Source organism: Hungatella sp. SL.1.14, assembly GCF_024460495.1.
GTDB lineage: Bacteria > Bacillota > Clostridia > Lachnospirales > Lachnospiraceae > Hungatella > Hungatella hathewayi.
In genome coordinates this window covers 235,824-258,702 of the sequence record NZ_JANFYJ010000002.1, presented here as the reverse complement: position 1 = coordinate 258,702, position 22,879 = coordinate 235,824, and the positions used below count along the sequence as shown (strand labels likewise).

Below are 22,879 nucleotides of genomic sequence, written 5' to 3'. Positions count from 1 at the left end.
CGATCAAATTACAAAAACAGCGGCAGAAAGAGCTGCCAAGTCTCTCTCTGCCGCCAAAATCAACTTTTTTCATTCGTTCGAATTTCCTACGATCAACGCTGCCATTTTCTTCTAAAATGTGTTTTACCGTTTAACACAGAATGCATTTCTTCCTGGATAAACAGCTGTCTCCCCCAGTTCCTCTTCGATCCTCAGAAGCTGGTTATACTTCGCCACGCGCTCGCTTCGGCTCGGAGCCCCCGTCTTAATCTGGCACGTATTAAGAGCCACCGCAAGGTCTGCAATGGTGGTGTCCTCCGTCTCTCCTGAACGGTGGGAAGCGATGGCCGTATAGCCTGCCTTATGGGCCATTTTGATGGCCTCCAGCGTCTCGGACACGGAACCGATCTGATTTAACTTAATCAGGATAGAATTGCCGCATCCGGAATCGATTCCCTTCTTCAGTCTCTCCGTATTGGTTACGAAGAGGTCGTCGCCGACCAGCTGCACTTTGCTGCCAAGAGAAGCCGTCAGCTTCTTCCAGCCTTCCCAGTCCTCCTCGTCGAGAGCATCCTCGATAGACCAGATCGGATACTTCTCACAGAGCTGTTTCCAGTGCCCGATCAGTTCTTCAGAGGTAAAATGCTTTTTGCACTTCGGAAGCACGTATTCTCCCTTCTTTCCGCCCTTCCACTCGCTGGAAGCCGCGTCCATGGCGAGGACGAAATCGTGTCCCGGTTCGTATCCGGCGCGCTTTACCGCCTCTAAGATCAGTTCAATGGCTTCCTCATCACTGCCTAAATCCGGAGCGAATCCGCCCTCATCACCGACAGAGGTCGCCAGGCCTTTTTCCTTTAAAATAGACGCAAGGCAGTGGAAAACCTCGGTACACCACCGGAGTCCCTCGCGGAATGTCGGAGCGCCAACCGGCATAATCATGAATTCCTGTACGTCAACAGTGTTGGCCGCATGTGCGCCGCCGTTTAAGATATTCATCATCGGTACCGGAAGTCTGTTTCCGGAGATTCCCCCCAGGAAACGGTACAGCGGGATTCCCATGGAAATGGAGGCGGCCCGTGCGCAGGCGATGGACACCGCAAGAATACTGTTTGCTCCCAGCTTTGATTTGTCCTTCGTTCCGTCCGCCTGAATCATGGCATGATCGACTGCGTAAATATCCGACGCATCCATACCTGTCAATACACCGGAAATGACCGTATTGATATTTTCAACAGCCTTCCTGACGCCTTTTCCGCCAAACCGCTTCTTATCGTTATCTCTCAGCTCCAGAGCCTCAAATTCACCGGTAGATGCACCGCTGGGCGCCGCTCCTCTTCCGATGGTTCCGTCGGCGAGCCATACCTCTGCTTCCACAGTAGGATTTCCTCTTGAGTCAATGATTTCCCGTCCGATAACCTTTTCTATTTCCAGATAGTTCATATTCGTTCTCCTTTCATCTGCCTGTTCCTTTCAGGATTCCTCCAGAACCGCCAGCAGATCATCCACTGTTTTTCTGCCGAATACCACCGTCCTGTCATTGATGATCGTACACGGCACACTCATAATCTGATACTTTTCTTTCATTTCCGGATAATGGGCCAGATCGAAGGCCCATGCTTCCACACCGTCACGTTCCGCGGCGATTCTGCCCGCCGCCATAACCGTGGCCGGACACATGGTACAGGACAGGGATACGGCAATCTTTATGTTCACCGGTCCCTTCAGCTTCCCGATCCGCTCCCTCTCTTCATCCGTAATCGGCTGTCCCGGACCGCCCGCATTATAGATTGCAAGTACAAAGGAATTGAATTCATGGCCTCCCGGAACCGCATAGAACCGGATCCCGGTCTCATTCCCGTTCTCCGTTAAAATACGCAGCACCGGATACTCTTCATCCTCTTTGATCTTATCCGATTCACGGCGGTATCTGCATTCCACCATATCCGAACTGTCACCGAGTTCATCAAGAAAATGTTCCATCTCCGCCGCCATAGGACTGCCGTCGAGCACACCCTCAACCACTATTCTATTCTGAAGCCTGGAAAATAAGTCCGCAAGCTGAGATTTCATTTCCCCGGTTATAAACACCCCCTCCGTTCCTCCGTCGGAAGCTTCCAGGGTGCCGGAATTCTCTGCGGCCCCGGTGTGCTTCGAAGCGCCGGAGTTTTCTACAGCCTTCGTCCGTTCCTCTTCCATCTGCGCTTTCCATTGGGCCAGCTCCGGTTTCTCATATGTTTCCGAAACGTACCGCTCCAGGGAAGTGGCAGCCACGGCTCCGTCTGAGACAGCAGTCACCACCTGGCGCAGGTTCTTTACGCAGACATCTCCGGCCGCATAGATGCCGTCCACACTCGTCTTCTGGTTCCGGTCCGTAATGATGTATCCCTGTCCGTCCAGCTCCACGAAACCTTCCAGCCATTTCGTATCCGGCACGTATCCGGCAAATACAAAAATCCCGAAGGAGGTTCCTTCCGGTGCTTCGTAGGTCCACTCCCCGCCGGATGCATTGTCTTTAAAACGCGCGCGCCGAAGCAGTCCGTCTCCAGCTGCCTCCACAATCTCCGTCTCGTAGTGTACCTCGATCTTCTCATGGTTTTTCGCCTTGTCTGCCACCGCCTTCGCGCAGGTAAAGTCTTCCTCCCTGACGATGATCGTAACTTTTTTGGCGTACTTTGTCAGAAATACAGCCTCTTCCGCCGCCGCAAATCCGCCGCCGATGACGAAGACATCCATTCCCGTGAAAAATTCCCCGTCACAGGTGGCACAGTAGGCGACACCGCGTCCCTGGTATTCCTGTTCTCCCACAAAGCCCAGCTTTCTGGGATTGGCACCCACTGCCAGAACAATGCCCGGAGCACGGTACTCTCCTTTGTCAGTTTTCACCGTCCTGATATCTCCGTCCAGATCAATTCCCGTAACCTCAGCCATGGCAAATTCCGCGCCAAAGGCTTCCGCCTGTCTTCTCATCTGTTCCGTCAGCTCAGTGCCGTCCGTCTTCTCCACGCCGGGATAGTTGACAATCTCCGATGTAATGGTGATCTGCCCTCCCATTTTCTCCTTTTCCAGGACGAGGACCCGGTATTTTGCCCTCGCCGCGTAGAGGGCGGCCGATAATCCGGCCGGCCCCGCTCCCACGACGATGACGTCGTACTGCCCTCTCATATTACAAAAGTCCTACCAGGTTCAGGCTTGGCTTTAACGTCTCTTCACCTGGTTTCCACTTTGCCGGGCAAACCTCGTCGCCGTGTTCCGCCACGAACTGGGAAGCCTGTACTCTTCGGAAAAGCTCCTCAGCATTTCTGCCCACATTTCCGGCGATGACTTCATAAGCCACGATCTTCCCCTCCGGATTGACAATAAAGGAACCTCGCTCTGCCAGGCCATCCGCCTCAATCATGACGTCGAAGTCCCGGGCCAGTGCTCCGGTCGGATCCGCCAGCATCGGATACTGAATCTTCTGAATGGTCTTTGACACATCATGCCATGCTTTATGCACGAAATGCGTATCGCAGGAGACACTGTAAATCTCGCAGCCAATCTTCTTAAAATCCTCATACTTGTCCGCGAGATCCTCAAGCTCCGTCGGGCACACAAAGGTAAAGTCCGCAGGATAGAAGAAAAATACTGCCCACTTTCCCAGAACATCCTCCTTCGTTACTTCTTTAAATTCATTATTTACAAAACTCTGTACTTTAAACTCACCGATTTCTTTTCCAATTAATGACATAGTCTTTCTATCTCCTTTCAGTTGTTTATCCTTAAATAATATGGTTCATTTACAGGAAAATTATAAGTTAGTCTTATCTAACTTATGGTTATATTATAACACCTGAAAGTCGAAAAAGTCAATAAACAGTATTGATTATTATTATCATTTTTTCAGTATTGAAATTTGGATATAGTTTCTATTGTAAGAAGTTATGATAGTCCTGCTTCCATTCCCTCACTCGTTCTGTGTCCCTCTGTTATTATAAAGAAACATCACCACCGCCATCGCGCAGATGATCACATACCCCAGCACACTGAACCGGTCCGGCACCTGGCCGAAGATAACAAAGCCCAGTACAGCGGAAAAGATAATCTGAGAGTAATCGTAGACGGAGATCTCTCTGGCCGGAGCATGGCAGTAAGCCGCAGTAATCGCAAACTGTCCGCCGGCGGCCGCAAGGCCCGCCAACAGCAGATACCCCAGCTGCTCCAGCGTCATCCCATGGAAACGCACCAGAAGATATGGAAGCGTCGCCAGGCAGGAGAATCCGGAGAAAAAGCAGACGATAAACGGACCCTTCTCTCCGCGGATTCCCAGTGACCGCACAAAGGTATAGGCGGCTCCCGCGCTCATACCTCCCAACAGACCGATCACAGCCGGAACCAGTTCCATATTGAGGGGAGACGGCTTGATGATAAAGAGGCTCCCTGCAAATGCACCTGCCACAATAACCGCCTGAACCGGCTTTACCTTCTCCTTTAAGATCAGGAAACTGAACAGAATGGCAAAAAACGGCGACATCTTGTTCAGCATGGACGCATCCGCCAGCACCAGATGATCCACTGCGTAAAAATTACAGAGAATTCCGACAGTGCCGAACGCAGAGCGCAGAAACAGCGGCCATAGATTCTCTTTCTTTCCCGAAAAGCCCACATGATCCCGTTTCATCAAAATGAGTGCAAAGAAAAATGCCACCAGGTTCCGGAAAAAGCTTTTCTGGACAGACGGTAAATCTCCTGACAGCCTGACAAACAGATTCATCAGAGCAAAACAGAACGCCGAACAGACGATAAACACAATTCCCTTATAACGTGATTTCATGGCCCGCCGCTCCTATTCGCCGGACAGCCAGAAGTTCAGCTTATCATCGCTGTACTCCAGTTTGTACCGCAGCTTTCCAAAGAACTCCTCCAAAGCCGCATACAGCTCCTCATACTGTCCGTCGCAACCGCACTCGCCAAGCGGCTCGATCCAGCAGGACTGCTTTCCGCAGGCGTCCCGCAGATGGATCCGGAAGTTTAAGCCCCTCTCCTTCAAAAACGCGTCACAGTCCACGATCTCACGAAGTGATATCACATCTTTCATTGTCTTACTTCCTTTCTCTCCTAAAATAATTCAACCGCCTTATAAAAACGCTGCCGCATTTTATAAAACGGTTGAACTCTGTCCCAATTAAGACTCCTGATTCTTATACTTCTCTGCCTGTGCGGCAATCAGTTCCATATCATCAAAATAGTTGATCTTCATGGCTGCCTTCACGCCTGCCAGCGTATCCGCCGCCACGCGTTCCGCCTTCTCACTGCCTTCCTTCAGAATCTGATATACGTAAGGAATATTGGCCTCATACTCTTTTCTTCTGGCACGGATGGGAGCCAGTTCCTCCTGAAGAACGCTGTTTAAGAACTTCTTCACCTTCACGTCGCCCAGTCCGCCGCGTCTGTAGTGATCCTTCAGCTCATCCAGATTCTTATAATCCGGAAGATACTTTTCAAACGCATCCTCCCTGCAGAAGGCATCCAGATACGTAAATACCGTATTGCCCTCAATCTGACCAGGGTCGGAAACCTGGATATGGTTCGGATCGGTGTACATGCTCATAACCTTCTTCTTCACATCTGCCTCGGAATCCGACAGATAGATACAGTTGCCAAGAGACTTGCTCATCTTCGCCTTTCCGTCAGTACCCGGAAGCCTTAAGCAGGCCTTATTGTCGGGAAGCAGAATATCAGGCTCCACCAGTGCCTCTCCATATACCGAATTAAACTTTCTGACAATCTCTCTCGTCTGTTCGATCATCGGCTCCTGATCCTCGCCTACCGGCACGGTAGTCGCCTTAAACGCCGTGATGTCCGCTGCCTGACTGATCGGATACGTAAAGAAACCAACCGGAATGCTGGCTTCAAAATTCCTCATGGCGATCTCAGACTTCACAGTTGGATTTCTCTGAAGCCTGGCAACGGTGACCAGATTCATATAATAAAAGGACAGCTCCGTCAGTTCCGGAATCTGTGACTGGATAAACAGGGTCGATTTTGCCGGGTCAAGGCCGCAGGACAGATAATCCAGAGCCACTTCAATAATATTCTGACGCACCTTCTCCGGGTTGTCCGCATTATCGGTCAAAGCCTGCGCGTCAGCGATCATGATAAATATCTCATCAAACTCACCGGAATTCTGCAGCTCCACCCTGCGCTTTAAGGAGCCCACGTAATGGCCGATATGAAGTTTACCCGTTGGCCGGTCTCCCGTCAAAATAATCTTTTTCATGTTGTAGTACCTCCAATGTATTAGGCTTTCCCCATTATAGCACAACATGTCTGTCTGTTGCAAGGTCAAATGGCCCCTGTGGCGGGCCAGGCTATAGATTTATCCTCTTCCTGTATTCCGCCGGCGATTCGCCGTAATACTTCTTATAGCTTTTGCTGAAATAGTCGTAATCGCTGTACCCTAAGTTCTCGCAGATTTCGGCTGCCGGGCTTCCCTCCGCCAAAAGCTCCTTTGCCCGCTTCATCCTGCAGTCCAGCAGGTAATCCTTAAAGTTATGGCCCGTCTTATCCTTAAAGAGGATGCTGATATAGGATGGGGACACGCCCCAGCTCTCCGACAGCGCCTTTAAAGACACACCGCCCGGGTTATCCCTCATCTGGCTTAAGATATCTCCCAGCAGCGCATCTGTTTGATTTTCGTGGAAACACGATATCTCCTGCTGCCGGTCGAACTGCTCTTCCTTTCTGATCTGTATCATCACGCGGTTAATCAGTTCCAGCAGCTCATCCTGGGCGACCGGCTTCGTCACATACCCGCTGGCTCCAAGGGATATGGCCTTTTTCGCATAGGCAAAATCTTCATATCCGCTGATAAATATGATCTTGGAGGCAGCGGAATGCTCCCGGATCTTACCGCTCAGTTCCAGTCCATCCATACCGGGCATGCGGATATCTGTCAGAACGATATCCGGAAACCGCCTCGAATCCGTTATCACGCTCCAGGCCTCCTCCCCGTCGCAGGCCGTGTCGATTTCCGTAATACCCGGAACCTCGGATAAGAGGTATAAAATACCGTCACGAATAAATTTTTCATCCGCTACAATCATCAGATACATCGTCCAAACCTTCCAATCCGATCAGTGGAATGACGACACTGGAAATCACGCCGCCTTCCTTTCTCTCTTCCACGGTCACATGGTACTTCTTTCCGTAAAGCATGGTGAGCCGTTCATTGATATTCTGTATCCCATATCCGCCGTGATGATAGCGGGCGCCTTCTCTCTGCTTTGCACACAGCCCCACGCCGTCGTCTTCCACAGTGATCACGATGTCGTTTTCCCTGCGGACAAAGGAAATGAGGATCGTTCCCGGCCCCCGTTTCGGCTCAATTCCGTGAAGGATGGCGTTTTCCACCAGCGGCTGTACGATCAGCTTCGGGCAGACGCACGGCTTTAATTCCTCCTCCACATGAATCTCAAAATCAATTTCCGCCTTCTTATACTGTTCAATGGTGACATAGCTCTGTATATGGCGCACCTCGTCGCCCACTGTGTAAAGCTCCTTCCCATGGTTTAAGCTCAGCTTAAAAAAGTCGGAAAGAGACTTCACGATCTTACAGATATCCTGATTGGATGAGCGGTATGACATCCAGTTGATCATATCGAGGGTATTGTACAGGAAATGGGGATTGATCTGCGCCTCGAGGGCTCTTAAGCCCGCCTCCTTCTCCTTGATGCGGGCCTCATATACCTCGTGGGTCAGACGCTCGATGTTATTGCTCATGGAATTAAACTCATCTCCCAGCATCCCGATCTCATCTGCTGCGTCGTCCGTCACCCGGACGCTTAAGTTTCCCTGGCTGAAGATCTTCATGCTCTCCGCGATATTCTGCACCGGTTCCGCCACGGTCCTGGTAATCAAAAGCGACAGATAGAGAATAATGCCGATACTCACCAGACAGATAACGGCAGCCAGTATCCCAATTCCGGCAAATGACCGTACCAGTTCATGGTAATCCTTAAAAATGGCGATCTCCCATCCGGTACCGGCCATATTCTGGAAAAGCACCTGATACCGGCCCGATTCCAGCTTCCAGTCCGCCTTCCACATATCCTCAGAATCCCGGTAGCCGGCCTCATTTAAATCTTCATCCGCAATATCGGCAATATTCCCATTTCCTGTTCCGGAACAGATCAGGCCGCCCTCCTCATCGTAAACAGCAATAACCGCATCGGTCTGCACCGTCTTCATCTCTTCCTTCAGCTCATCCGTCCCCACATAGAGAAGCACCCATCCCGTAGTCCTTCCATTAAAATAATTAATAATCTGCCTGGAGAAAACGATAATCTCTTCCCCCTCCTGATCCGTTCCGTGCCACAGATGCAGCCGGTCCGGACTCTCCGCCGCCCGGGCTCTCGCCTCGCCGGAGAGCGCTGTATAGCGGTCGTCGAAAATCCCCGTGACGTACGCTCCGTTCCGGTCCAGGATTTCCGCACGCACGCCGCCCTTAATCTGGCTTAATTCCGCTAACAGCTTGCCCTGTAGGTCTCTCGTCAGTGCAGTCCGGTCGAGAAGGCTGATATCCATATTAAGCTTTCGCACGCTCTTGACCACATCGGCGTCGGAGGCAAACGCATTGATTCTCTCCTCCTTGGCTCCGGTCACGATTCCGATCCGGTACTGGATGGTCCCCAGCGCCTGTATGGACTGCTCCTCGTAATTGTCCATAATCGTATGGTAAAGCCTGACGCCCATAATAACCCCCAGCACCGCCATCGGCAGAAGCGAAACGATCACAAAGCCAATAAACAGCCTTCTCTTCAAACCAATTCTCCTGAGAAGCGCGGGAATTCGCTTTCTCCTGTCCCCCAAGCACGATCCCTCCCTTTTCTTACGTATCAGAGGGCAGGAACTTTTTGTCTCTGTCCTTTATAAACCAGTAGACGTCAAAACCTTCCTGCCATTCTTCCTCCGTCCTGCCCAGATACTCTTTCAACTTCCGGTACTCCTCCGAAACCCGATCCTCTGATCCCTGTCTCCTGTATTTTAACATACTTATGTACATTTCGGCAGCCCTGCCGGAATATAACAGATATTTCCAGGCCGTATGATCCTGTATCTTCTCATCCCCAAAATTCTTCTCAAAAAGAGGCCGGTATGTTCTGATTAAATCTGCCGCCGCTTTCAGCTTTTTTGCAGCACCCGCGCACACTCCCGGATCATCGTTCTCCGGCTGTTCCATGTACGACAGTGCAGAGAGTTCCTTACAGTAGGAAAGCACCGTCTCCGCCTGATTACCGTAGACCATCTGGAAATACTCCCGCTCCAGCGTTTCAAAAGTACGGCTCCTGTTCCAGAGCGTTTCAGCCATTACGTACATTCCAAAGCCCGCAGGCGCAAATACTCTGGTCTGCTGACAGCTTACATACCCGTCAAAGCCCGCCTCTTCCAGGTTCACCAGGTCTTTCCACAGAATTTCTGCCGATCCGTAATCGCCCCAGTCCCGGAACTGATTCCACATGTAGTGATAATCATACAGAAAGCTGTCCCCCGGAAAAAACTGTTTCCAGGCGCTGCAGTAATGCATATTTTCCCCCGCATTTACCGGAAATCTGCATTGATTCCGCTTATACGGAGGAATGAGCGCCGTCTCTTCCACCGGAAGCGGCGTCCGGTAAGACCGGGTAATCGGCGCAAACATGAACACAAATCGCTCCGGATTCAAAAGCTTCGCGCTGACAGGCGGCCACAACAGATCAAAATACGCCAGAAATACTACCTTAACCGGACTGCCTTCCTTTGAAAGTGCCTCATCCACCTGATTTAATATCTCAATATACCAGTCAGAAGGCCGTTTCGCGGCGCATGCCCCGCATTCACAGCTGTTGTTTCCGTCATCGGCAAGCCACACATGAACCATGTCCAGCTGCGGGTTTGCATGAATGTAATCCAGGATCTCACGAACCAGCAATTCTCTCACCAGCGGGTTGGAACAGCACAGGCTGGTGTTTAAAGGAACACCGTGAAACAGTCCCCTCTTCCCGTCAATCATCGCCAGATACTCCCTGCGCTCCTCCGGCACCTTTTCCTCCGCCAGAGGATCCCATCCCGTACCGGGCAGTCCTGCCACTCCCGTCGTAAAGCCATGGCCGCCCGCCTGCCAGATCAGCCCCAGTTTCTTCATATGGGGGACGAGAATTTCTTTTACAAACGCGTCCACCTCCTCTTCCGAGGGCACCGGCTCCTTTCCGTGATACGGATTATTGGTATGGAGGTACCACGTCTTAAAAAACTCATAGGGAATCTTAAACTGTGTAAAATACGTATTAAAGCCAGCCTTCGGAAGCCAGGTCACAAAGCGCATAATATTTTCAAACGACACGGCGCCTTCTATACAGATTCCGCGGTACCGGCTGGAAGCCTCTTCTCTGATCTTTACCGTGTGGGGCCCCACCGCTGCCGGGATCCGTTCCCCCTCCCGGTCCGGCCTCAGAAATGCAAAGCCCAGCTCTTTTAAATACCGGTAGGCCCCCAGCAGCACACTGCGGTTATTGGAGCCCCTGATGGTTCCCCCAAGATCTGTTACGGTAATGGCGTAGGCGTCTGCATTCTGCCAGACAGAGTGAGAGGGACGCTCCAGACACTGCCCTTCCTTTACCCGAAACTCCTCCGGTGCCACCGCCAGCTCCAGCGTCTTCATATACTGGCTGTGCGCCTCCCCCACCGAGGTCCAGACTGACAGGCCAGCCAGGCTTAAGTAACGTTTCAGTTCCTCCGCCGCATAGAGGATCGTTTCCCGGTCATTGCGGCACAAAATCAGTACACTTTCTCTCATCTGCTCATCCTTTCACGGAACCTGAAGTCAATCCGCCTACCAAATACTTCTGTGCAAATATAATCATGACGAATGCCGGAAGAACCGCGATGGTTGCCGCCGCGCTCATGGAAGCCCAGTCTGTCGTATTCTGCATCATAAACTGCCGGATACCCACAGACAGCGTCCGCAGATTTTTATCCTGGATAAAAATACTGGCGATCGTATATTCATTCCAAACATTCATCAGAGTAAACACTCCCACCGATGCCACTCCAGGCAGGGAAAAAGGAAGAATGATCCTCCAATATGCCTGAAAGCGGCTGCATCCGTCGATCATGGCCGCCTCGTCCAGTTCCGTCGGAATATCGTCGAAAAACCCTTTCAGGGTCCAGATACCGAACGGCAGATTGATGGCCGTATAGATAAGTATAAGGCTGAAGTGGGTATCCACCAGATGAAACCGGCTGAGCGTCACATACAGCGGAATCATAATCAGCATGGCCGGCAGCATTTGAAGGATAATGAGGAACATCGTATATCCGTCAAAAAGGATACCGCGGCACCGTGACAGTCCGAAACCGGCCATCGTGGAAAATGCCACACACAGCACCGTCACGATCAGCGCCACGAAGATCATATTGACGAGAGACTGTGCAAAAGAGGTCCTGGTAAGCACATGAATAAAATTATCCAGCGTGGGATGCAGCGTGAACAGCGAAACGGTTGACAGCGTCTCAGACCTCGGTTTTAACGCAGTTCCAATCATGGACAGAACCGGTAAATTGGCAGCCGCGCAGAAAAAGATCAGAAGTGCATAAACGATCCCCTTTTTATTTTTCATACGTCATCCTTTCCCTTCTGCATTTTCATGTATACTGCGCAGAAGAACAGAAGAATCACAAGAGTCATCATGGAAATAGCGGATGCATACCCCATCTGCCCCCGGTAAAACGCGGTATTGTATGTGTAGATCGGAAGCGTAAAAGTCGCCTCCAACGGTCCCCCCTGAGTCAGAAGATAGATAATATCGAAATTGTTAAAGCCCCAGATAAACATCAGGGTCACGACCACCATGCTCACGTTCCGGATCATCGGCAGTGTGATATAGAAAAACGTCTTAATTCCTGTGGCCCCGTCCATCCTGGCCGATTCGTAGACATCCTCCGGAACGCCCTGGAGACCTGCCAGCAGCGACATACACATAAACGGATACGATTTCCACGTTCCCACCACGATGCATGTAATCCGCGCCATCCTCTGATCTGCAAAGAACAGAATCGGGCCATCCGTCAGATGCAGCCTCTGCAGAACCACGTTCACGATTCCCGACTGGTCATTTAAAATCCACAGCCAGTTCGCCGTAGCCACTACGGTCGGTATCGCCCATGGAATCAGAATCAGGCCGCGAAACAGCGCTCTTCCCTTGATCTTCTGATTCAGCAGAACAGCCAGAAAGAGTCCCAGTACGTAGCTGGCGGCCACACAGATAAACGCATACTCCAGGGAATACACCAGGGACGGCCCCATAGTCCTGTCCGAAAACAGCTTGATAAAATTGGCAGCGCCCGTAAACCGGACCGTCTGTCCCTTCTTTAAGATATTCGTATTGGTAACACTTAAATAAATACTGTTAAACAGCGGATAAAAGCTGACCAGCAGCAGAATGATCGTCGGCATGACCAGCATTTTAAGACCAAACCTTCTCCGGTTTTTCTCCATCAGCAGTCCCTCCTTTTTTAATGAAGGTCCGGCCTTTTATAAAAGCCGGACCTCTCTGGTCACTACTCTTCTGTTGCGATGTCGATTGCCTCCTGGATCTTTTCTGCCTGGATTCTGGCGATCTCGCCGGTATCCACCTTACCGTTAAGCGCCTCCTGCGCGCTGTAATTCATCGTCTGCTCACCATTTACCTGAGAGAATCCCGGGAAAATGTTCTCGATCGGCCAGGTACACGGTACTGCGGTCGGCACGATCTTATTTAACACGCCCTGGGCAACCTTGTTGTTAAAGGTCTCGCCGCTGAAGAAGGATTTCTTCGCCGGATACGCCCAGCATCCGCCTTCGGTATATAAAGCGCTGCTGTTCTCTGCCCACCATTTTACAAACTTCTTCGCTTCCTCCGGGTACTTTGTCTGTGAGAATGCCATCAGAGCATCGCTGAAGCTGGAGGTTCTGACCGCAGTTCCGTCCGGCCCCTTAAATGCACTGTAAACCTCGGTATTTTCCAGAATCTCCGGATAATCGAAGATGGAAGCCGGGAAGCTGGTAAACCAGAACACGGACTTACCGCTGTAATACAGCTTCTCCGCATCCGCTGATTTATGTCCCAGGACACCGTCAGCCACATAGCCCTTTTCCTTGAACGTCTTAAATAAATCGATGGCCGCCTTATATCTGTCATCCGTACTTCCCGGCGTGCCGTCCTCCTTCACGATTCCCGCGTCATTGCTCATGGCGAAGCACATAAAATAGTGCCACAGCCCCATGTCTGCTCCCGCGAAATCCAGAGGAGTCAGATCCGGGCGGACCTCTTTGATCTTCTCACACGCCGCCAGCAGTTCATCCCAGGTTTCCGGAACCTTTTCGATTCCGCACTCCTTCAAATAATCGCTGCGGTAAAAGATCCCTCTGTATCCCACCATATAAGGAACAGCGATCTGATCGCCCTCGTAAGTAAACGATTTCATTGTGGCTTCCCCATAGTCATCAATGGTTCCATCCTGTTTCCATTCCGCCACTACATCGTTAAGTTCCAGGGCCTCTCCCATTCTGGCGTACATGTCCGGAAGATCCAGAGCCACACTGGCCACGTCCGGTGCTGCATTGGAGCTGACCGCGGTTAAAAACAACTGGTAATAATTATCCCATGGCTGTACCGTAACCTCGATATTCACGCCCGGGTTCTCGCTCTCATACTGTGCGATCAGTTTTTCACACGTCTCTAAGTAGGCGTCGTCGCTTCCGTAATTCATTTCCCAGAACTGCAGCGTAATCTCGCCCTTCTGCTCCTCTTTGGCCGTCTGCGCCACGGTCTCCGCTTTCGCTGTAGTCGTCTCCGTCTCCGTTTTCGCTCCGGTGGTGTCCCCCGCCCCGGAAGTGCCGCTGTTTCCCCCACAGCCGCAGAGCCCCGCCATAACGGCCGCCGTTAGTGTCAGAGTAATCCATCTCTTCTTCATTGTAAAACCTCCCTCTCGTTTGTCCTCTTGATCTGTTGCCTGTCCCCTGGTGCATGTTTGAAAATAGCGTTCATTACTTCCTTATGTCTAAACTTCTTACTGCCTGTTAAGTCTATTATAAGTAAGAGGAGGGACAATCTTCAACGGAGATAATTTTATAAAACCTGTAATTTTTTTACTTTCGCCCGGCCGACTTCACCTTTCCTGCTAATTTCTCCGGCACGGCTTATATCTCCAACCGGTCTTCCAGTAAAGTCTTTGAGACCTTCATTGCAAGGATTATCTTTTCGTACCGCCGAAACTGCGCCGTCCCTTTTTCGTATTTTGACTGTGCCTTCTCACATTTACTGATTATAGAAACAATAGGAGGAACCGCTGATTTTAGTTCCTCCATGAAAGAGCCGTCTCCCAGTATTACGCAACTGTCTGGTGTTTCGCATTTCCCCGCCTCTTCACAACTCGCCGCAGACAATTGACCTCCCATGCGCAGAAGTTCTGCTTCAACCAGTTCCTTTGAGAGATAAAGCGCCCTTATTCTGTTTTTCAAAAGCGTATGCTGGGAGGTGCCTTCTCTGAATTTGGTCTGTGCATTCTCGCACCTCTCCACAATCGAGGCGATCACAAAAAGCGCCTCTTCCAGCGCCTCTTTGTTGATATTAATCATCCTGTTTGTCTCCTTATTTCTGCTGTCTTCCACTGTTTGAACACCTTACCGCCGTCCTGTCATCGCATATTCAGCCTGACTTTTTATGCTCCCGGATGTCGGTATACCGTTGTCAATCATCACCTGCATGTTGATCATAGACCACGGCTTCTGTAAGGTTCCCATCCTGCTTTTCTTCGTAAAACGCCTCAAGGCTTTCAGCCAGTTTTTCCGGAGCCTCCACATTCACTTCGTGCCCACAGCCTTCCAGTATCTTTATATTCGCCCCAGGAATCTTCTCTGCCATCATTTCCGCGGCTCTTCTGTTTGCCCGGTCCTTCTCCCCACACACGATCAGTGTCCTGCAATCCACTTTTTCCAAATCTTCCTTGAAATCCAGCGCCATCATAGATTTTGTCAACTGAATCAGTTCTCTCTTACCTAACCCCATTTTCTTAAAAATCCCATTCGGCATCACCCGAAATATCATATTCTGCAGTCTTAAAAGCCCCTTCGGCATCACGTACTGTCCCCCAATCAAAACCAGCGACGTTACCTTTCCCGGATGCTCCACCACATAATTTAATGCAATCACAGCGCCCAAAGAAAGACCACAAAGCCCAAACTCCGTTTTTACAGACTCACAGTACGCCGAAAAATCCTCATATACTCTGCTATACGAAATCTCTTCCCCATCGTTTAAAGCAAATACGTTCAGGCATTGAATCTCTTCCTGTTCTCTCATGCAGGAAACCGTTTTATTCCAACTATCCGGCCCCTGTCCAAGTCCATGTATAAAAATGTATTTCAATCCTTGTCTCCTCTGTCTTTTTATTTTTAACGTCTGTGAATTATTTTTTCATAAATTTAATATAAGCTTCTAATGCTGGCAGAGACTCCCTCAACGGTTTATTTTTGTAATAATCGATTACACTCTGCTATCGCTAGCGGAGACAGAGGGGGTGCAAAGGAAAGTATCTTTTCCCAACTATTTCAATCCGCTATCGCTAGCAGAGACTCCTTGCGGCGCTGACTGGAAAAAGGAGTTTCATATTTCAATCCACTCCGCTATCGCTAGCAGAGACACAATGGCGACAGAATTTGTCCGGAAGGATTCATATTTCAATCCACTCCACTATCGCTAGCAGAGACTCGCCAGCTTCTTATACTGCTTCATGACCTTGGTATTTCAATCCACTCCACTATCGCTAGCAGAGACGGCAACCATATCCGGAATAAAACTGGATTTCAAATATTTCAATCCACTCCACTATCGCTAGCAGAGACGCGCGGTCCTGTATATCAACGCGGTATCACAGGACATTTCAATCCACTCCACTATCGCTAGCAGAGACTCCCGGTTTATGGCATGGTATTTGAAATCGGGACATTTCAATCCACTCCACTATCGCTAGCAGAGACGTAAGGTGATGTGCTGCAATACACCGTTACGGTCATTTCAATCCACTCCACTATCGCTAGCAGAGACTGCAAATTCACACATATTATACCATATAACCAGTAATAATCATGGGTATTTTGCATATATTTCATTAACTCAATTCATCCAATTCTCCTATCTTCCCTCCATAACCGCGAAATTCTCGGTGCGAACCTCCCAGGGGTTTTATGATCACTTCTGGTTCGCACCATAATTCACAGGCTAGAAAATGAGAGGTTTTTCTACATTTACCCTTCATAGGCACCAAAATGTTCCACCTTCGTATCATGTTTGTTGACCAGATAATATAACCTCAAACTAATCAGTAAAATTAATATAGATTACATTATGGCAATTTAAATGTTCTATATTTGTGTGAAATTCTTTAATTAAGATTATTGAATAAAGAGTCCGCAGTCCCCCTCTTTTATATAATAAGAAGCCAGCATTTCCAACGCCATAGTTTTCCCAAATCTTCGGGATCTGCTTACGTAATAAATTTTTCTTTTGTTGAAATCTTTTTGTTTATTTCTTCAATCAATAAAGACTTATCCACAAAAAAGGACCGTTTTTGCCTCCCTGAAACCATTAGTGATATCGGATCGGTTTAAAAAACGATAGTATCCTTGCATAAATTACCTCCATTTCAGTTAACTCAGCAATAAGCGTCCGTGATTTTTCACAATATAAGTTTACTATATTTTATTTTACAAGTCAATTTATACAATTCAAAACCAATCATAATAAATATCTATTCCACTTCAGCAAGTAGATGTTAAGGTTCTTGGAAGAATACTCCCCTTCATATAAAGCTATTTTTCCACATATAAAGATAAAAGAAAAAAGACAACAGCCTCCTTTTAAGAGGCTAGTTGTCTATAGTTCAAATCGTTGTTATCAATAACCTTTGTTTTTTACCTCTAACACTCTCCCCCCGCCACCATCCAATCATTCCACCGAAAACACTCTCTCCGCATAATTCACCGAAGCCATCGCATCCCTGCAATACCTGTCTGCTCCAATGGTCTTTGCATAATCCTCCGTCAGCACGGCGCCTCCCACCATTACCTTTGTTCCGGGCGCCGCTTTCTGCAGCTGCCGGATGGTCTCTTCCATACTGGGAACCGTTGTTGTCATCAGTGCGCTGAGTCCCACCAGCTTCACCGCCTGCTCTACAGCAGTCTCCACCACCAGCTCCGGAGGTACATCCTTCCCTAAATCAATGACATCATATCCATAATTCTCCAGAAGCACCTTAACGATATTCTTCCCTATATCATGGATATCCCCCTTCACCGTCGCCAGAATGATCTTCCCCTTCTTCTCCTCTTCCCTGCCTGACTTCGCCAGCTGCTCCTTGATGACTTCAAAAGCCGCCTTGACCGCTTCCGCACTCATCAAAAGCTGCGGAAGGAACACAGTGCCCTTCTCAAAGCCTTTTCCAACGCGGTCTAAAGCCGGGATCATCTCCTCATTAATGATGACAAGGGGCTCCAGCGTCTTCAGCAGCTCCGTAACCGCCTGATGTGCACTCTCCTTCAATCCTCTCTCAATACTCTCAGCAAGAGAAGCAGAGATCGCAGATCCACTTCCATCCGCTTTACCGGAGCCGCCCCCCTGGCGCACCGTCTGTCCCAGTGTCGCCACCTGGCCGCTGTAAACGCTGATATACTCACTGCATTGCGGATCCAGATCCGCCAGCACCCGAAAACTGTAATACGAGCGCATCATGGCCTCGGAATTCGGATTAATAATCGCTGCATTCAGCCCATTCTGCAGCGCCATGGTGAAAAACGCCGCGTTGACGATCTCACGCTGGGGAAGCCCGAAGGAAATATTGGACACACCCAGAATTGTCTTTCCGCACAGTTCATCCCTCACTCTTCTGACCGTTTCCAGTGTGGTAATTGCGCCCCTGCTGTCAGAGCTGACCGTCATACAGAGTGCATCGATCACAATATCTTTTCTCTCAATACCATATTCCGATGCCTTCGCATAAATCTTTTCAGCCACCTTCAGACGCCCGTCTGCCGTCTCCGGGATTCCGTCCTCGTCAAGCGCCAGGGCGACAACAACGCCGCCATACCGCTTAACCAGAGGAAATACCGCCTCCATCACTTCCTGCTTTCCATTGACGGAGTTAATCAAAGGCTTACCGTTGTAAACACGCAGAGCCCGTTCCATGGCCTGAATATTAGAGGTGTCTATCTGGAGGGGCAGATCGATGATACTCTGCAGTTCCATCACCACCTCCTCCATCATGGCCGCCTCGTCGATCTCAGGCAGGCCCACATTCACATCCAGCACGTGCGCTCCGTTATCCTGCTGTGCCACACCTTCCCGCAGGATATATTCCAGATTATGGTCCCGAAGCGCCTGTTTAAACTTAGATTTTCCAGTCGGATTGATGCGTTCGCCGATCAGGACAGGATTTTTATCAATCTCAACTGCCTGTGCATAGGAAGAAATTACAGTACGGTTCTTTTTCTCCGGCATTCGCGCCGGCTGGTCCTTACAGAGTGCAATGGTTTTCCGGATATGCTCCGGAGTCGTTCCGCAGCAGCCCCCTACGACACAGGCTCCCATTTCCACGATCTCTCTCATGGTCCCGGCAAACTCGTCCGCATCAATATCATAGACGGTCCGGCCTCCCTCGCTTCTTGGAAGTCCCGCATTTGGATTTACGATAACCGGAACCGAGGCCGCCTTCATGATATCAGCCAGTATCCCCTTCATCTGGACCGGCCCCAGACCACAGTTAATTCCCAGAGCATCTACGCCCAGTCCCTCCAGCAGCGCGACTGTAGATTCCACAGTTCCTCCCGTCAAAAGCTTGCCCTTACTGTCAAATATCATTGTGGCAAAGACCGGAAGCTTACAGTTTTCCTTTGCAGCCAGAACGGCCGCCTTCACCTCGTAGCTGTCGCTCATGGTTTCTATCAGTACCAGATCAGCACCCTCACGCGCACCAACTGCAACAACATCGGAGAACAGACGGTAGGCCTCCTCGAATCCTAAGTCCCCCAGCGGCTTTAACAGTTTTCCTGTGGGGCCTATATCGAGAGCAATATACCCCTTATCTCCTGCTTTCGAGACGGCTTTCTTCGCATTTTCCATGGCCGCCGTCACAATCTCATCCAGCCCGTATTCACTGGCATCGTTAAACTTCAGCCCGTTTGCGCCAAAAGTATTCGTCTTGATAATGTCGGCTCCCGCTTCCAGATAATCGTAATGCAGCTTTGTCACAATCTCCGGATGAAGGATATTCCACGTCTCCGGCAGTTCTCCCGGCTTCAGTCCATTTGCCTGCAGGAGACTTCCCGTGCCGCCGTCGAAAAATACGATTCTCTTCCTGATTTCTTCCATTAATTCTGTCATATCCCTTATCCTCTCCTGTACGCGCAGTCTGTTTTCGAACATAATTCACAGCCTCTCACCTCACATCGGTGAGGCTTCCGGCTCACCCCCATCACCGCCGTCACGGATTTGGAGGGAGTCATCAAAAGGCTGTCTGTAAGCATAATACCGATCCTTTTAGCCGTCTCTAATACAGCGGTAATATCCCTCTGGCATTCCAATGGAAAATCGCCGTATCCGGGACTGAACCTGGGCCGCAGATAGAGTCCCTTTTTCTCAAATGTCTCCTTCAGCTCTGTGTTTATCTCATCACAGTATGATTCGATCATGGCAGTGGCCGCCGCCTGCATGGTCACCGCCTTGCTCATCTGAAGCTTCGAGTACTTACGGATCAGGGAATCCGCCTCCGTGCCAAGGGTGGCGGCAAATAAAATCACCTGTTCGCAGTCCTTCAAATTACGGCTGAGGCTCCGGCTCTCTGTCCGAAACACGGTAAAATCCAGTTCTTCCTCCGTCAAAAATGAAAAAGGATATACCCTGTATATACTTTTTGGAGATACCGCGGCCTCCAGCTCCTCCACACATTCTTCTATCAGCTTTGAAACCTTCTCATCCGCTTCCTGTCTGCCATACCCCAGATACCTCCGAATCTCTCTCCGGCTGATTTCCATACACATCACTCCACTTCTTTACCGGAACTTCCTGCAGCTTTCCCTCAATACATTCATGAAAGAATTTCCGATAAATTCTCTTTAATCTTTGCCGCTACATCCGGCTTATTCATGGAATACACGTGAATCGCGTCCACTCCATTGGCTATGAGATCGATAATCTGCTCCGTGGCATAGGCGATCCCCGCCTGCTTCATGGCCGCCGGATTATCGCCGAACCGGTCCACGATCGCTTTAAACCGGGACGGCAGATATGTTCCTGACAACTGACAGCTGCGGATAATCTGCTTCACATTCGTCACCGGCATGATTCCCGCCACAACTGGTACGGTAATCCCTTTCTCCCGGATCCGGTACAGATAATTATATAAAATATTATTGTCAAAGAACATCTGGGTCGTCACGAAGTCACATCCGGCTTCCACCTTCTGCTTCAAATAGTCCATATCGATGGTCTTGCTGACCGACTCCACATGACCTTCCGGATAACAGGCCGCTCCGATGCAGAAATCACCGTACGCCCTGATCTCCCGGATCAGCTCCGATGCAAAGCGGTAATCCGATGCCACAGGTCCATCCTTCGGAACATCGCCGCGCAGTGCCAGAATATTCTCGATTCCCGCAGCCTTTAATTCCTCCAACACCTCGTGCACCTTCTCTCTTGTGGAAGAGACGCAGGTAACGTGCGCCAGCGCCGTTACCTGGTACTCATGATGCAGGGTGGAGGCGATGTCCACCGTGTACCGGCTTGTACCGCCTCCTGCTCCGTATGTCACGCTCATAAAGGCCGGCTTCAGCTTCGCGATCTCTGCCGCCGCCCTCTCAACCGATTCATACTTATCTTCCGTCTTTGGAGGAAACACCTCAAAGGATAGCGTAGGCTTTCCCTGTCCCAGTATGTCTTTGATCTTCATGTCATCATTCTCCTGTCTTTCGTAATATCCGACTTTACTGCCCCATAAAAATCCGGGCAATCGGTGAATCCGCGGGAAGAATCAGCGTATTGCCGTCTCCCTTTAACGATGCCCGCGCAGCCTCCAGCGACCTGGTGTAGGAATAGAACTCGGCCTTCTGCGGATCGCGGTACGCCTCCGCCATAATTCTCATATATTCGGCCTCACCGTCCGCCGTAATCGCCGCCGCCTGCGCTTTCGCATCAGAAATGCTGATGGCAATTTCGCGGTCCGTTGTATTTCTGATCTTCTGTGCCTCGGCCTGCCCCTCCGCTGTATAGGTGGCCGCGATCTTATCCCGCTCCGAAATCATGCGCTCATAAACCGCCGCCTTATTATCGGCAGGCAGATCCAGCCGCTTCGTCTCCACGGCCAGCAGTGTAATTCCATATTCAGCCATGCTGTCTCCAACATTTGTCATAATAGCCTGGGACAGTTCCCCATCCCGGCCGCTGATGACCTCATTCTGGCTCATGCTGCTGATCACATTTTTAACGGAGTTATAAACCACCGTGTCAATTCTTCCCTCCGCATTCGCTACGGAAGAGTTCAGCGTCTGGGCAAACTTCAGAGGATCTGTAATGCGCCACAGCACATAGCTGTCACTCAGCATGGTCTTCTTATCCATGGTGATCACATCAGATGCCGCCAGATCATACAAAAGGATCTGCTTCGGCAGGGTATCCGCCGTCTGAATAAACGGAAGCTTCAGTGTAACTCCTGCCGTATCCACAACCCGTTCCACACGGCCAAACTGCCGGATCAGCTTATATTCATTTTCATTTGTTACTACAACTGAACCTAATAATACTATAACGACGGCCAGTCCTGCAATAGTTCCCGTCACTTTTTTCAATGTTTTTTTCATTCTGCAGCCTCCTCTGTTCCATAATCTGCTTCTTCAGCCGTACTCTGCGCGCCGGAACCGGTAAAGCTGTCTAAAGGCAGAATCGTTTCCGTCTTGCCGGTGCCGTCGATGATCACCTTCATTCCCGGCAGTACATCCTCCATGGCCTCGTAGAACATACGCTTCCTCGTCACTTCCGGATTCCTGCTGTATTCCACGTACATGGCGTTAAATTTTGCAACCTCCGCATTGGCCTCGTTGACACGCTGCACCTTTGAAGACTCTGCCTCCTGCAGTATCTTATCTGTCTGCGCCGTGGCTTCCGGAAGCTTTTCATTGCGGTACTTGTTCGCATTGTTAATCGCGGTTTCCTTCCCCTGTTTGGCTGTTTCCACTGCCTTAAAGGCCTCCATAACCTCTACAGTCGGGGGCTCGGAATCCTGGATTGTGACGTTGACAACGGAAAGCCCCACATCGTGCTGCTCCAGCTTATTCATAATCATTTCTTTCACCTTGGACTGTATCTCATTTTTTCCATTGGTCAGCACCGAGTCCACATCATAGCTCCCTATTACGGTACGGATGCAGCTCCTGCTGATATTCTGCAAAATGGTAAACGGATCCTGCGATGCATAGACGGCCTTCACCGGATCCACTACCTTGTACTCCACGAAGAAATCCACGTTTACAAAATTATAATCACTGGTAATCATCAAAGAATCTGCTTCCTCCGACTGGTTATCCGACGGGTCGTATCCGATCGCCACTCCCTGAATGGTGGTATTTACCTTCTGCACCCTCTGAATAAACGGGATTTTAAAATGCAGACCGGGCTCCGCTACCGCCTTCGCCGTTCCCAGCGTCGTAAGCACCGCCTGCTCCTGTTCCTGAATATTATAAACAGAGCTAAGACCTATCACGGGAATCGCTATCACCAGCACTGCGGCTACTCCTGATTTCTTAAGCAGACCTGACACTTTCTTTAACTTTGGTTTCTTTTCGGGATCAAATGTTTCCATA

The 22,879-nt window shown here is 50.0% G+C and carries 20 protein-coding genes and 1 CRISPR repeat array; all 20 genes read right to left on the bottom strand.

Annotation, left to right across the window (positions count from 1 at the left end):
* Positions 1-123: 123 nt before the first annotated feature.
* Complete coding sequence (gene eno / locus NE473_RS03445; RefSeq protein ID WP_006774057.1) at positions 124-1,419, bottom strand: phosphopyruvate hydratase; 1,296 nt, start codon at positions 1,417-1,419, stop codon at positions 124-126.
* A 30-nt stretch (positions 1,420-1,449) separates the two neighbouring features.
* Positions 1,450-3,141, bottom strand: a complete 1,692-nt coding sequence (locus NE473_RS03440) for an FAD-dependent oxidoreductase (protein ID WP_022033526.1) — start codon at positions 3,139-3,141, stop codon at positions 1,450-1,452.
* 1 nt (position 3,142) lies between these two features.
* A complete protein-coding gene (ahpC, locus tag NE473_RS03435) occupies positions 3,143-3,706 on the bottom strand; it encodes an alkyl hydroperoxide reductase subunit C (protein ID WP_022033527.1) in 564 nt (187 codons plus the stop codon).
* A 216-nt stretch (positions 3,707-3,922) separates the two neighbouring features.
* Complete coding sequence (locus NE473_RS03430; protein ID WP_006774053.1) at positions 3,923-4,789, bottom strand: DMT family transporter; 867 nt, start codon at positions 4,787-4,789, stop codon at positions 3,923-3,925.
* Positions 4,790-4,801: 12 nt separating this feature from the next.
* On the bottom strand, positions 4,802-5,053 hold the full coding sequence (locus tag NE473_RS03425; RefSeq protein ID WP_022033528.1) for an RDAC family protein: 252 nt from the start codon (positions 5,051-5,053) through the stop codon (positions 4,802-4,804).
* A gap of 87 nt (positions 5,054-5,140) precedes the next feature.
* A complete protein-coding gene (gene trpS / locus NE473_RS03420) occupies positions 5,141-6,235 on the bottom strand; it encodes a tryptophan--tRNA ligase (RefSeq protein WP_006774051.1) in 1,095 nt (364 codons plus the stop codon).
* 91 nt (positions 6,236-6,326) lie between these two features.
* Entirely contained in the window at positions 6,327-7,070 is a 744-nt protein-coding gene (locus NE473_RS03415) for a response regulator transcription factor (protein WP_256265163.1), read from the bottom strand.
* On the bottom strand, positions 7,045-8,778 hold the full coding sequence (locus NE473_RS03410) for a sensor histidine kinase (protein WP_256265162.1): 1,734 nt from the start codon (positions 8,776-8,778) through the stop codon (positions 7,045-7,047). The genes NE473_RS03415 and NE473_RS03410 overlap by 26 nt, the downstream gene beginning before the upstream one ends.
* A gap of 67 nt (positions 8,779-8,845) precedes the next feature.
* Positions 8,846-10,789, bottom strand: coding sequence for a DUF4838 domain-containing protein (locus NE473_RS03405; RefSeq protein ID WP_055650016.1), 1,944 nt, complete (start codon positions 10,787-10,789; stop codon positions 8,846-8,848).
* A 4-nt stretch (positions 10,790-10,793) separates the two neighbouring features.
* Positions 10,794-11,612: a carbohydrate ABC transporter permease gene (locus NE473_RS03400; RefSeq protein WP_055650015.1), complete on the bottom strand. Its 819-nt coding sequence runs from the start codon at positions 11,610-11,612 to the stop codon at positions 10,794-10,796.
* The gene (locus NE473_RS03395) at positions 11,609-12,490 is read right to left on the bottom strand and encodes a carbohydrate ABC transporter permease (protein WP_006774045.1); all 882 of its coding nucleotides are present in this window, start codon (positions 12,488-12,490) and stop codon (positions 11,609-11,611) included. The genes NE473_RS03400 and NE473_RS03395 overlap by 4 nt, the downstream gene beginning before the upstream one ends.
* 62 nt (positions 12,491-12,552) lie before the next feature.
* Complete coding sequence (locus NE473_RS03390) at positions 12,553-13,947, bottom strand: ABC transporter substrate-binding protein (protein ID WP_055650014.1); 1,395 nt, start codon at positions 13,945-13,947, stop codon at positions 12,553-12,555.
* A gap of 226 nt (positions 13,948-14,173) precedes the next feature.
* A complete protein-coding gene (locus NE473_RS03385) occupies positions 14,174-14,611 on the bottom strand; it encodes a hypothetical protein (RefSeq protein WP_070102784.1) in 438 nt (145 codons plus the stop codon).
* 112 nt (positions 14,612-14,723) lie between these two features.
* Entirely contained in the window at positions 14,724-15,401 is a 678-nt protein-coding gene (locus tag NE473_RS03380) for an alpha/beta fold hydrolase (protein WP_055650012.1), read from the bottom strand.
* Positions 15,402-15,642: 241 nt separating this feature from the next.
* A CRISPR array of direct repeats spans positions 15,643-16,079; the repeat unit is 33 nt; unit sequence ATTTCAATCCACTCCACTATCGCTAGCAGAGAC.
* A 347-nt stretch (positions 16,080-16,426) separates the two neighbouring features.
* Entirely contained in the window at positions 16,427-16,531 is a 105-nt protein-coding gene (locus tag NE473_RS33060; protein ID WP_455437339.1) for an AAA family ATPase, read from the bottom strand.
* Between the two features lie 448 nt (positions 16,532-16,979).
* Positions 16,980-19,409 carry a homocysteine S-methyltransferase family protein gene (locus NE473_RS03375; protein WP_256265161.1) on the bottom strand — a complete coding sequence of 810 codons (2,430 nt, stop codon included), beginning with the start codon at positions 19,407-19,409 and terminating at the stop codon, positions 16,980-16,982.
* 5 nt (positions 19,410-19,414) lie between these two features.
* A complete protein-coding gene (locus tag NE473_RS03370; RefSeq protein ID WP_055650010.1) occupies positions 19,415-20,059 on the bottom strand; it encodes a vitamin B12 dependent-methionine synthase activation domain-containing protein in 645 nt (214 codons plus the stop codon).
* Between the two features lie 53 nt (positions 20,060-20,112).
* Positions 20,113-20,973, bottom strand: coding sequence for a methylenetetrahydrofolate reductase [NAD(P)H] (gene metF / locus NE473_RS03365; RefSeq protein ID WP_055650009.1), 861 nt, complete (start codon positions 20,971-20,973; stop codon positions 20,113-20,115).
* 34 nt (positions 20,974-21,007) lie between these two features.
* Complete coding sequence (gene hflC, locus NE473_RS03360; protein ID WP_022033209.1) at positions 21,008-21,880, bottom strand: protease modulator HflC; 873 nt, start codon at positions 21,878-21,880, stop codon at positions 21,008-21,010.
* Positions 21,877-22,878, bottom strand: a complete 1,002-nt coding sequence (hflK, locus tag NE473_RS03355; protein WP_022033210.1) for an FtsH protease activity modulator HflK — start codon at positions 22,876-22,878, stop codon at positions 21,877-21,879. Before hflK ends, hflC begins: the two co-directional genes overlap by 4 nt.
* Position 22,879 lies beyond the last annotated feature (1 nt).

What these genes read in the sequence shown, in the direction of transcription:
- NE473_RS03370 (WP_055650010.1), bottom strand. Translation starts at nt 20,059, where the DNA reads ATGGAAATCAGCCGGAGAGAGATTCGGAGGTATCTGGGGTATGGCAGA.
- NE473_RS03405 (WP_055650016.1), bottom strand. Translation starts at nt 10,789, where the DNA reads ATGAGAGAAAGTGTACTGATTTTGTGCCGCAATGACCGGGAAACGATC.
- NE473_RS03415 (WP_256265163.1), bottom strand. Translation starts at nt 7,070, where the DNA reads ATGTATCTGATGATTGTAGCGGATGAAAAATTTATTCGTGACGGTATT.
- trpS (WP_006774051.1), bottom strand. Translation starts at nt 6,235, where the DNA reads ATGAAAAAGATTATTTTGACGGGAGACCGGCCAACGGGTAAACTTCAT.
- NE473_RS03425 (WP_022033528.1), bottom strand. Translation starts at nt 5,053, where the DNA reads ATGAAAGATGTGATATCACTTCGTGAGATCGTGGACTGTGACGCGTTT.
- NE473_RS03390 (WP_055650014.1), bottom strand. Translation starts at nt 13,947, where the DNA reads ATGAAGAAGAGATGGATTACTCTGACACTAACGGCGGCCGTTATGGCG.
- NE473_RS03395 (WP_006774045.1), bottom strand. Translation starts at nt 12,490, where the DNA reads ATGGAGAAAAACCGGAGAAGGTTTGGTCTTAAAATGCTGGTCATGCCG.
- NE473_RS03385 (WP_070102784.1), bottom strand. Translation starts at nt 14,611, where the DNA reads ATGATTAATATCAACAAAGAGGCGCTGGAAGAGGCGCTTTTTGTGATC.
- ahpC (WP_022033527.1), bottom strand. Translation starts at nt 3,706, where the DNA reads ATGTCATTAATTGGAAAAGAAATCGGTGAGTTTAAAGTACAGAGTTTT.
- NE473_RS03430 (WP_006774053.1), bottom strand. Translation starts at nt 4,789, where the DNA reads ATGAAATCACGTTATAAGGGAATTGTGTTTATCGTCTGTTCGGCGTTC.
- NE473_RS03375 (WP_256265161.1), bottom strand. Translation starts at nt 19,409, where the DNA reads ATGACAGAATTAATGGAAGAAATCAGGAAGAGAATCGTATTTTTCGAC.
- eno (WP_006774057.1), bottom strand. Translation starts at nt 1,419, where the DNA reads ATGAACTATCTGGAAATAGAAAAGGTTATCGGACGGGAAATCATTGAC.
- NE473_RS03440 (WP_022033526.1), bottom strand. Translation starts at nt 3,141, where the DNA reads ATGAGAGGGCAGTACGACGTCATCGTCGTGGGAGCGGGGCCGGCCGGA.
- NE473_RS03400 (WP_055650015.1), bottom strand. Translation starts at nt 11,612, where the DNA reads ATGAAAAATAAAAAGGGGATCGTTTATGCACTTCTGATCTTTTTCTGC.
- hflK (WP_022033210.1), bottom strand. Translation starts at nt 22,878, where the DNA reads ATGGAAACATTTGATCCCGAAAAGAAACCAAAGTTAAAGAAAGTGTCA.
- hflC (WP_022033209.1), bottom strand. Translation starts at nt 21,880, where the DNA reads ATGAAAAAAACATTGAAAAAAGTGACGGGAACTATTGCAGGACTGGCC.
- metF (WP_055650009.1), bottom strand. Translation starts at nt 20,973, where the DNA reads ATGAAGATCAAAGACATACTGGGACAGGGAAAGCCTACGCTATCCTTT.